The organism is Stenotrophomonas sp. P5_A8 (assembly GCF_056400545.1).
This window is the reverse complement of record NZ_JBFULB010000561.1, coordinates 1-1240: the sequence shown is the minus strand read 5'-3', so window position 1 is coordinate 1240 and position 1240 is coordinate 1. Positions and strand designations below refer to the sequence as shown.

Annotated in this window: 1 protein-coding gene and 1 pseudogene; both read left to right on the top strand. The window is 69.4% G+C overall.

Features of this window, described 5'->3' with window-relative positions; translation table 11 throughout:
* A partial coding sequence (locus AC1DQP_RS20660; RefSeq protein ID WP_478052450.1) for a PLP-dependent transferase occupies positions 1–901 on the top strand: 901 nt, incomplete at its 5' end.
* Positions 898–1240, top strand: a pseudogene (locus AC1DQP_RS20655) (homoserine dehydrogenase family protein); the annotation flags it as partial. The gene AC1DQP_RS20660 and the pseudogene AC1DQP_RS20655, both read left to right, overlap by 4 nt.

Below are 1240 nucleotides of genomic sequence, written 5' to 3'. Positions count from 1 at the left end.
GTTCAACGCATTGGCCAAGAAGGGCCACTTCGGCCTGATCACCGCCGACCTGACCGACCCGCGTTCGCTTGCCGATGCGCTGGCGCAGTCGCCGACGCTGGTGCTGATCGAAACCCCGTCCAACCCGCTGCTGCGCATCACCGACCTGCGTTTCGTCATCGATGCCGCGCACAAGGCCGGGGCCAAGGTGGTGGTGGACAACACGTTCCTGTCACCGGCGCTGCAGCAGCCGATCGCCTTCGGGGCGGACGTGGTGCTGCACTCCACCACCAAGTACATCAACGGCCACAGCGACGTGGTGGGCGGTGCGGTGATCGCACGCGATGCGGCGGTGCATGAGCAGCTGGTGTGGTGGGCCAACGCGCTGGGCCTGACCGGGTCGCCGTTCGATGCGTTCCTGACCCTGCGTGGCCTGCGCACGCTCGGCGCGCGCCTGCGTGCGCACCAGGAGAACACCGCCGAGGTGGTCGACCTGCTGGTCGCCAGCGATGCGGTGGCCAACGTCTACTACCCGGGGCTGGCCGATCATCCCGGCCACGCCATCGCCGCGCGCCAGCAGGACGGCTTCGGCGCGATGCTGTCCTTCGAACTGGCCTCGTGCGAGGGCGATGATCCGCACGCGGCGGTGCGCGCATTCGTTGATGGGTTGCGCTGCTTCACCCTGGCCGAATCGCTCGGTGGCGTGGAAAGCCTGGTAGCGCATCCGGCGACCATGACCCATGCCGCGATGACCCCCGAGGCGCGCGCCCATGCCGGCATCAGCGAAGGCCTGTTGCGCCTGTCGGTGGGCATCGAATCCGCCGAAGACCTGCTCGCCGATCTGCAGGCCGGGCTGGAGCGCGCGCAGGCCGTGATCGACCTGCAGGCCAAGGCTGCCGTGCGCAAACAGGTGGATGCATGAGTGCGGTGCTGAACCTAGCGCCCGCACCGGCGCGCCGGCTGGCGTTGTTGGGCACCGGTACCGTCGGCACGGCGTTCGTGCAGCGTTACCAGTCGCTGCAGGCGCGCGGCATGGCATTGCCGGCATTTTCCTGGCTGGCCAATTCGCGCACTGCGCGTGCCTGCGAACGGGGCCCGGAGCACGAACTGCAGCAGGCCAACCTGGCCGCGCGCAGCGTGCCGCCGCTGCAGCCCTGGGCCGAGGCCGACGGGCTGCAGCGTGGCGATGTGGTGGTCGATGCGACCGCCAGCGACGAGGTCGCCAACTGGCACGAGCAGTGGTTGGCCCGTGGTGTGCACG